Raw genomic sequence first — 8,495 nt, 5'->3', positions numbered from 1 at the left:
GGCATGGATTTGGGGGGCCTAGGCGAGGAACGGAGTGTTGGGGCAAGAGCCCTTCGGTTACTTTGGGGCTTTTTTCCAAAGTGGTCCGCCGTAAGGGCGGAACCATAAGCAGCCGTAACCCAAATAATGGATATGTACACAGAAAGACCGCTATCGCAGGCAAGCCAGCTCCCACCCTAAACCGTATTCACAACACCATTATCCCAGGCGAAAAAAAACCGGCTGATCAGGCCGGTTTGGGATTCCCTGCAAACAATGCAGGCTTACACGTGACTACTCAGCAGACGTTCCGCCCCACCTTCAGCCAAGCGACGTTCCTGCAACCGATCCGAACCACCCTCCGCCAAGCGACGCTCTTGCAGACGATCCGAACCACCTTCCGCCACACGACGTTCCAGCAGACGCTCCGAGCCGCCTTCAGCCACACGACGCTCCAGCAGACGCTCCGAGCCGCCTTCCGCCACACGACGCTCCAACAGACGCTCCGCGCCACCTTCAGCCACACGATTCCCCTGCAACCGCTCAGCCCCACCTTCAGCAACCAGAGGATGAGCAAAAGCATTTACAGCCAGTACCGAAAAAGCAAGTCCAAGCAAGATTTGGCGTTTCATGATGATGTGCTCCAAGTGTTTTAGTTAAGTGTTTCCGGATATGGATGTGATGTTACGCGCCGCAGTTTTTAAGAGAACTTCATTGCGCTGATGGTGACTATCGACACCAGCGATGGCTGCTCAAGGCATCCGTGGCAGTTCCTGAGGGCGCAGGTCAAACACCAGCACCTCGGCGTCTTCACCCTGGCTCAAGCGGATCTGCCGCTCATCACGCACCCGGGCACCGTCGCCTTCTTCAAAGCGCTGGCCGTTGATCTCAACACTGCCCCGGGCCACATGGATGTACGCATGGCGGTCCGCCGCCAAATCCAGGGTCGCGCTTTCGTCACCGTTGAACAGCCCCGCATACACCCGCGCATCCTGGCGTACGTTGAGTGACCCATCGGCCCCGTCCGGCGAGATGATCAACTGCAAACGCCCACGTTTCTGCGCCTCACTGAAGTGCTCCTGCTGATAGCGCGGCTCAGCCCCGACTTCATTGGGCACGATCCAGATTTGCAGGAAGTGCACACCACGGCTTTGGCTGTGGTTGAACTCGCTGTGGGCCACGCCGCTGCCGGCGCTCATCAGTTGCACGTCGCCGGGGCGGATCACCGAGCCGGTGCCCAGGGTGTCTTTGTGTTCCAGGGCGCCTTCAAGCACATAGGAGAAAATCTCCATGTCACGGTGCGGGTGCTGGCCGAAGCCTTTGCCGGCGGCGACGCGGTCGTCGTTGATCACCAGCAGGTCGGAAAAACCCTGTTCTTTCGGGTTCCAGTAGTTGGCGAATGAGAAGGTATGAAACGACTTCAACCAACCGTGATTGGCGGCGCCGCGTTCGGAAGCTTTGCGAAGGGTCAGCATGGTCTTGTCCTCAAGTGAGCGCGGGCTGCGAAGTGCAGGGCGCTGGCGTTGAGAAGAAGGTTAATGGTTATCGGGGTATTCATTAAGAAGGTGAAATCTGAATAACTGTCCCTTCAAGGTTGACAATAAAAGACATGCCATAATGCCCGCCTGTACCTTATTCGACGGACGTTCCACCCTATGAAAACCGTGGCCATGGCGCTGTTTCCCGACTTCCTGCTGCTCGACATGGCCGGGCCGCTTGAGGTGTTCTCCATCGCCAACCGCTACCTGCCGGCGGCCGAGCATTACCGCATCCTCACCCTGGGCACTGAGCCCGGTGCGTTGCGTGCCTCCAACGGTGTGCTGGTGCAGCCCGACCTGCTGCTGGAGCAAGCCGTTGATGCTTACGACCTGTTGCTGGTGCCCGGCGGCCCCGGGGCCTATAACGAGTGCCATCCCGCGCTGCTGCCGTGGCTCAAGGCTGCCGCTCCCAAGGCGCGGCGCTTTGGTTCGACCTGCACCGGCGCGTTTGTATTGGGACACGCCGGGCTGCTCGACGGCCATCGCGTGACCACCCACTGGCACTACACCGAACGGCTGATCCAGGGCTTTCCCAAGGCGATCGTCGAGACCGATCGCATCTACTTGCAGGATGGTCGCTTGATCACCTCGGGCGGGGTCACTGCCGGCATCGATCTGGCGCTGTCGGTGGTAGCCCAGGATCACGGCAAGCAGGTCGCGGTGGACGTGGCCAAGGTGCTGCTGGTGGTGATGAAGCGTCAGGGCGGCCAGGCGCAGTTCAGTCCGATGACTGCCGCGGTGGCGCCCCAGGAAACGCCGATCACGCGGGTGCAGAACCATGTGCTGGCGCAGTTGGATCAGCCGTTCACCATCGACTCCATGGCCGACCTGGCGGGCATGAGCACGCGCCACTTCGCCCGGGTGTTTGCCAAGGAAGTGCACATGACGCCCATGGCATTTTTGCAAGGTGCACGCATCGACCGCGCCCGGCACCTGCTGGAAACCACCGACCTGCCGCTCAAGACCGTGGCCTTCCATGCCGGTTTCGGCAGCGTGCGTTATATGCGTTTTCTGTTCAGCGAAAAGCTTGGCCTCAACCCGACCCAGTACCGCCAGCAGTTCAGTTAAGGCCGATATGGCCGTCTGACGCACCCCAAAGTCCGTGTGGCTCCCCGTGCCAGCATTGTCCTGTCACGGCGAGGTGGCAAGATAGCGCCAAGCCCATGGAAAAGGATGCGCAAACGCCCAAGGCCGGGTGTTTCAGCGCTTTATCGACATGCACAACGCGCCCACGGTGAGCTTCGGCCGCTACACCTTTCACCCGCAGCAGCGCCTGGTCAGCAAGGCAGGCTGGCCGGTGCCGCTGGGCGGGCGGGCGCTGGAGATTCTGGCGGTGCTGCTGGAAGCCCCGGGGCAGTTTGTCAGCAAGGACAGCCTGATCGCCCGCGTCTGGCCCAACAGCGTGGTGGAAGAGAACAACCTGCGTGTGCACATCGCCGCCTTGCGCCGTGCATTGGATTGCCAACCCTGCATCATCAACGACCCCCAGCGCGGCTACAGTTTTGTCGCACCGCTGCACAGCGCTACGCCTGCCGCCAAGCCCCGGCACAATCTGGCCGTGCGCCTGAGCCCGCTGATCGGTCGCGATGAAGCGTTGGGGGTGTTGGTGCGGCGCCTGTCCGGGCAACGCCTGATGACCCTGACCGGTTGCGCCGGCGTGGGCAAAAGCAGCCTCGCATTGGCCCTGGCCGAACGCGTGCTGCCGCGTTATCGCGACGGCGTGTGGTGGGTGGACCTGGCGACGGTGCAAGCGCCGACGCAAATGCTCCGCCATCTGGCCAAGGCGTTGGACCTGGAGCCCTGCGCCAGTGCCCAGGCATTGTGCAAACCCTTGGCCACGCGCCAACTGCTGCTGGTGCTCGATGGTGCCGACTTGTTGCTCAGCGCCTGCCGTCACCTGGTGCGCATATTGGCCCAGTACGCGCCCCAGGTGAGCGTGTTGCTCAGCAGCCGTGAAGCCTTGCACTTGCCCGGTGAGTGGGTGCAACACGTGCCCAGGCTGGCGCTGCCGACGCCGTGTGGTTGGGGCAGTGTCGAGCAGGCACTGGCCTCTCCAGCGGTGCAGTTGTTTGTTGCGCGGGTGCGCGCCAGTCAGCAAGGCTTTGTGTTGCGCGCCCAGGACCTGGCGCCTCTACGGGATATCTGCCGATCCCTCGATGGCATTCCCCTGGCCCTGGAACTGGCGGCGGCCCAGGTCGAAGCCTTGGGCATACACGGCGTGCAGACGCAGTTGCGCAGCAGTTTGCAGGTGTTGACGCGGGGCCGTCGCACGGCGGTTGAACGTCACCAATCCTTCGCCGCTGCACTGGATTGGAGCTACGCGCGCCTGAGCCTGCCGGAACGTTGGCTGTTCCTGCAATTGGGCTTGTTCAAGATGGCCGTGACCTTGCCCAGGCTGACCGCGTTGGTGGCGGGCACCGAACTGGAACATGCCGACCTGCCGTACCTGCTGGCGCGGCTGGTGGGCCTGTCGTTGCTGGCCCACGAGCCAGGCCCCGGCCCCGCGCGTTATCGGTTGCTCAACAGCTTGCGCAGCTACGCCGTGGCGCAACTGCGCGACCCTGAACAAGTGGCGCGTTTGCAGGCCGGCTACGGGCATTACCTGGGGCCGTTTTCAGGCCGGTCGTTTGTCCTGCAACTCGTCGAGCAGGCCGCGTACGCGGAGTAGGTCGGCGGTGGCAAAACCTTCGGTGAAACGCCCATACGCCGACGCCAACAGATCACGCGCCGCCTGCACGCGGCCTTGGCGCTGCCATAACCGCGCCAAGGCCGTGGCGCTGCGCAACTCCCAGGCCAGCGCGCCTTGCTGGTGTGCCAGGCCCAGGGCTTCCAGCAGCAGGGCTTCGGCGGCACGGCTGTCGCTGAGGCTTTCGGCGCGCACCCGCAGGATCTCCGCAGTGCACCAGCCGGCGCCGCCGTTGCGGGCGCGTTCGAACACGGCGTCGCTCGGCTCGATGGCGTTGAAGGTCACGAGAATATCTTCCACCAGCCCCAAACCTTGCACATCAGCCATCGACGTCGTGCCGGCGTAACAGCGCGCCCAGGTATGGAACAGCTGCACGGAATGTTTTTGTGCCTGTTGCAGCAGTAGGTCCATGTGCGCGCGGGTGGTGGCGGTGTCGCCGTTGTAGCGGGCGATCACCACGCCGGCCAGGGCCAGGGTGTAGCAGATCGACGTGCCATGGTTGATCTGCAGCGCCAATGCCAGCGCCTGGTCGGCGATACGTGCGGCGCGCTCGGGGAAACCCCGTAGCCACAGGATGCGTGCGAGGATGGTCAACGACGCCACACTCTGGTCGTACTGCACGCCAAAGCCATGGGTGAATCGATTCAGATGGCCGCTCTGGGCCATGCGCTGGAGCACCTGCTCGGCGTTGTGCAAGGCCAGCGCCTGGTTGCCGGCGAAGTGTTGCGCGAGCACCCGCAGGCGTTGTGCGCTGAGGTCCAGCAAGGGTTCGGCCTGCGGCCCCAGTTGGTCGAAGTGCAGGCTCTGCGCCAGGGCTTCGCGATAGTTGCCGCAGCACAGGTTGACCGCCATATGCCCCGACACCGCGCGCAGTTGGCCGGCGAGGTCCTTGTCCGCTTCGGCCAGTCGCCGCGCGCAGGTAAAGGCGTCGATGGTTTGCGGCGTGCCTCCCTGGGTGTGATAGGAGAAGCTGCCCAGCGCCAGTTGCAAGGCCATATGCAGGCGCTGGCTCGGCGCGGCCGATTGCGCCAGCCGTTCCAGGGCCTTGCCCACGTACAAACCGTGTTCGCGCAGCAGCGACAACTCTTGCCACAGCGGCATGGCGCTGACGGTGAGGCGAATGCCCAACAAGTGCACGCCATGCTCGCCAAGGCCCCAGTCGAGGGCGGCGCGGATGTCTTCGCGCAGGGGCGCATAGCGGTCGATCCACGGCTGGGTCGCGGTCAGTTCCCAATCGTCCTGCGCCTGGTTCATCAGGCTCAGGCAACGCTCGGCGTGGCGCGTGCGGGTGACGTCGAGTTCGCCGGCGCTGCTGAGTTTTTCCAGGGTATAGGTGCGAGTGATGTCGTGCAGGCGATAAACCATCTCGTCATCACCGGCCTCCACATTGAGCAAGGACTTGGCCACCAGTTGCGTGATGGAACCCAGCACTTCGAGGGGCGCCACCTGTTCCCCGGCGATCACCGCCGCTGCGCTGGCCAAACTGAAGCCGCCGCGGAATACCGCAAGGCGGCGCAGGCAAATCTGCTCGCAGCCGGTGAGCAGCTCGAAGCTCCAGTCCAGCGTGGCGCGCAAGGTTTGCTGGCGGGGCAGGGTACTGTTTCGGCCACGGGTGAGCAGGCGGAAGTTGTCTTCCATCTGCACCAGCAGGCCCGGCAGGCCGAAGCGTTCGATCTGCGCCGCCACCAGCTCGATGGCCAAGGGGATACCGTCCAGACGCTGGCAGATATCGATGGCCAGCGGCAGCTCGGCGTCGCTGAGGGCAAAGCTGTCCTGATGGGACATCGCCCGTTCGATCAGCAATTGCAGGGCCGGGTAACCGAGGGCCTGGGCACGGTTGCCGGTGGCGGGCGGGCACGCCAGCGGTTCCAGGCGCTGCACGGATTCGCCTTCGGCACGTAGCGCTTCGCGGCTGGTGGCGATGATGTGCAACTCGGGCGCGTGGCGCAGCAGGGTTTCGCTGATCAGTGCGATGTCGTCCAGCAGGTGCTCGCAGTTGTCGATCACCAGCAGCAATTGTCGGGTGTGCAGGCTGCGGGCAACGCTGAGCAAAGGCTCGTGCTCGGTGAGCGTGAGGTCGAGCAGGGCGGCGAGGTTGGGCAAGATCATTGACGGCGCGCTCAGCGGCGCCAGGTCGAGCAGGCGGATGCCGTGCCGGTAATGCCCGATCAGCAGCTCCGCCACCCGCAGCGCCACGGTGGTCTTGCCGATGCCGCCGGCACCGGTGAGGGTGATGAAGCGTTGTGCGGGCAGTTGCTGCACCAGGGCATCGATCAGCGCCTGGCGGCCGATCATGCGGGTGCGCCGCAGCGGCAGGTTATGGCACGGGCGTTGCGGTGCACCTTCGGTGGGCAGGCTCATGGGTTCGATGCTCAGTGGCGCGACAAAACTGTAGCCACGCTGGGCCACGGTCACGATATAGCGCTGCCCGGCCTGGCCATCGCCCAAGGCCTTGCGCAGCGCTGCCATATGCACCCGCAGGTTGCCGTCCTCCACCACGCTCTTGGGCCACACGCGGGCGATCAATTCCTGCTTGCTCACCACATTGCCGGCCTGCTCCAGCAGGATCAGCAGGATCTCCACGGCACGCCGCCCCAGGCGCAACGGGCGGCCGCCTTCCAACACCAGGCGCTGGCGCGGATGGATGCGGTAGGGGCCGAACTGCACGGCCTGGTCGCTGAGGTCATTCATGGCGGCCATGCTCTGGGAAAAGGGTGTGGCCAGCATATTCCAGGCGGGTGCCAACCACTAGGCCGCAATTACTTGCGGCCTGTGACGCAATTGGTGATTTCGCCAGGTCATCGGGTTGACGCCTTCGCTGCGGGTGAACATGTGGCAGAAGTGCGCCTGGTCGCAAAAGCCGCACTCCAGGCTGATCTGCGTGAGGCTCAAGTCGGAACCGGTGATCAACTCCTTGGCCCGCTGGATGCGCTGTTGGCGAATCCATTCCTGCGGCGACAGCCCAGTGGTGCATTTGAACGCCCGCGAAAAATGGCTGCGCGACAGCGCACAGGCCTGGGCCAGTTCGGCAATCGCCAGGCTTTCACCGAGGTTGGCGAGGATCAATTGTTTGGCAATCCGCTCGCGCCGGGCACACAGGCCGCCGGTCGCGGATAAACGGGGAGCAGTGTGCTTAAGTCGGGCCATGACGGATATCCGCAGTCGATGGGAGCGTTCCCGGTGAATGGGTGCAGTGTAGACCGACACATTCTTGGCGCCAGACCGTCTGGCTGACGAGTTAATCGTTGTTAATTTCGCCAGGTGCCGGCGTTGAAAAGACAGCACAGCGGTGCAATCCAGGCCGCGTTTTGCGTGCTTATCTGGCGGCTCGCCAACCGTTTGGATACCGCTATGAACCGTAACGACCTGCGCCGCGTCGATATGAACCTGTTGGTGATTTTCGAAGCGCTGATGTTCGAGAAGAACCTGACCCGGGTCGCCGAAAAACTCTTTATGGGCCAACCGGCGGTGAGTGCGGCGTTGGGGCGGTTGCGCGACCTGTTCGACGACCCGTTGCTGCTGCGCAACGGGCGGGGCATGGAGCCCACGCCACGCGCCGTGGCGATACTCAAGGAGTTGCAACCGGCCATGGACATCATCTCGGGCGCCGTCAGCCGCGCCAAGGATTTCGACCCTTCAACCAGCTGCGCGGTGTTTCGCATCGGGCTGTCCGACGACGCCGAGTTCGGCCTGTTCCCGCCGTTGCTCAGCCAATTGCGTGAGGAGGCGCCGGGGATTGTCGTGGTGGTGCGCCGTGCCAATTACCTGCTGATGTCGGCGTTGTTGGCCAGTGGCGAGATTTCGGTGGGGGTGAGCTACACCACGGAATTGCCGGCGAATGCCAAGCGCAAGAAGCTGCGGAATATTCCGTGCAAGGTGCTGCGGGGGGATGGCGGGGTTACGCCGCTGACCCTGGACGACTACTGCGAGCGGCCCCATGCGATGGTGTCGTTTTCGGGGGATCTGAGCGGCAATATCGATCTGGATTTGGCACGCATTGGCCGGGCGCGGCGGGTGGTGTTGGCGGTGCCGCAATTCAGTGGGTTGCGGGCGTTGTTGGCGGGGACGCAGATTATTGCGACCGTGCCGGATTATGCGGCGTGTGCGTTGACTGAGGGCTCGGCGTTACGGGCGGAGGACCCGCCGTTTGCGATTGAGGCGGCGGAGTTGTCGATGGTTTGGAGTGGGGTGCATGACAATGATCCGGCGGAGCGGTGGTTGCGTGGGCGGATTGCTGAGCACATGGCTCGGGTGCTTTAGGGGGTTGTGTACATATCCGTTATTTAGGTAAC

General features: G+C 63.5%; 7 protein-coding genes. 3 read left to right on the top strand and 4 right to left on the bottom strand.

The window, feature by feature from the left end:
- Positions 1–263: 263 nt before the first annotated feature.
- Positions 264–611, bottom strand: a complete 348-nt coding sequence (locus DBR46_RS29975; protein WP_124530035.1) for a hypothetical protein — start codon at positions 609–611, stop codon at positions 264–266.
- 120 nt (positions 612–731) lie between these two features.
- Complete coding sequence (locus DBR46_RS29970; protein WP_124530033.1) at positions 732–1,454, bottom strand: pirin family protein; 723 nt, start codon at positions 1,452–1,454, stop codon at positions 732–734.
- A gap of 180 nt (positions 1,455–1,634) precedes the next feature.
- On the opposite strand from DBR46_RS29970, the gene DBR46_RS29965 reads away from it, so the two are divergent.
- Both DBR46_RS29965 and DBR46_RS29960 read left to right on the top strand, forming a co-directional pair.
- Positions 1,635–2,585 (top strand): GlxA family transcriptional regulator, encoded by a 951-nt coding sequence (locus DBR46_RS29965; RefSeq protein ID WP_124530031.1) that lies wholly within the window; start codon positions 1,635–1,637, stop codon positions 2,583–2,585.
- A gap of 148 nt (positions 2,586–2,733) precedes the next feature.
- Positions 2,734–4,185 carry a winged helix-turn-helix domain-containing protein gene (locus DBR46_RS29960; RefSeq protein ID WP_256659426.1) on the top strand — a complete coding sequence of 484 codons (1,452 nt, stop codon included), beginning with the start codon at positions 2,734–2,736 and terminating at the stop codon, positions 4,183–4,185.
- Here DBR46_RS29960 and DBR46_RS29955 read toward each other — a convergent pair.
- Together DBR46_RS29955 and DBR46_RS29950 are read right to left on the bottom strand one after the other, a co-directional pair.
- Positions 4,132–6,894, bottom strand: coding sequence for a winged helix-turn-helix domain-containing protein (locus DBR46_RS29955; protein ID WP_124530027.1), 2,763 nt, complete (start codon positions 6,892–6,894; stop codon positions 4,132–4,134). The genes DBR46_RS29960 and DBR46_RS29955 overlap by 54 nt on opposite strands.
- Positions 6,895–6,951: 57 nt before the next feature.
- On the bottom strand, positions 6,952–7,350 hold the full coding sequence (locus DBR46_RS29950) for a helix-turn-helix domain-containing protein (RefSeq protein WP_124530025.1): 399 nt from the start codon (positions 7,348–7,350) through the stop codon (positions 6,952–6,954).
- A 204-nt stretch (positions 7,351–7,554) separates the two neighbouring features.
- Between DBR46_RS29950 and DBR46_RS29945 the strand changes: the two genes are divergently transcribed.
- Positions 7,555–8,463, top strand: a complete 909-nt coding sequence (locus DBR46_RS29945) for a LysR family transcriptional regulator (RefSeq protein ID WP_124530023.1) — start codon at positions 7,555–7,557, stop codon at positions 8,461–8,463.
- Positions 8,464–8,495 lie beyond the last annotated feature (32 nt).

Source organism: Pseudomonas sp. KBW05 (genome assembly GCF_003852405.1).
In the GTDB taxonomy this organism is placed as follows: Bacteria; Pseudomonadota; Gammaproteobacteria; order Pseudomonadales; family Pseudomonadaceae; genus Aquipseudomonas.
The sequence above is the reverse complement of the archived record's forward strand: the minus strand, read 5'-3'. Positions and strand labels throughout refer to the sequence as shown.

Bases quoted from the DNA above. Each gene is read 5' to 3' on its own strand.
- DBR46_RS29950 (WP_124530025.1), bottom strand. From the start codon at position 7,350: ATGGCCCGACTTAAGCACACTGCTCCCCGTTTATCCGCGACCGGCGGC.
- DBR46_RS29960 (WP_256659426.1), top strand. From the start codon at position 2,734: ATGCACAACGCGCCCACGGTGAGCTTCGGCCGCTACACCTTTCACCCG.
- DBR46_RS29965 (WP_124530031.1), top strand. From the start codon at position 1,635: ATGAAAACCGTGGCCATGGCGCTGTTTCCCGACTTCCTGCTGCTCGAC.
- DBR46_RS29970 (WP_124530033.1), bottom strand. From the start codon at position 1,454: ATGCTGACCCTTCGCAAAGCTTCCGAACGCGGCGCCGCCAATCACGGT.
- DBR46_RS29975 (WP_124530035.1), bottom strand. From the start codon at position 611: ATGAAACGCCAAATCTTGCTTGGACTTGCTTTTTCGGTACTGGCTGTA.
- DBR46_RS29955 (WP_124530027.1), bottom strand. From the start codon at position 6,894: ATGAATGACCTCAGCGACCAGGCCGTGCAGTTCGGCCCCTACCGCATC.
- DBR46_RS29945 (WP_124530023.1), top strand. From the start codon at position 7,555: ATGAACCGTAACGACCTGCGCCGCGTCGATATGAACCTGTTGGTGATT.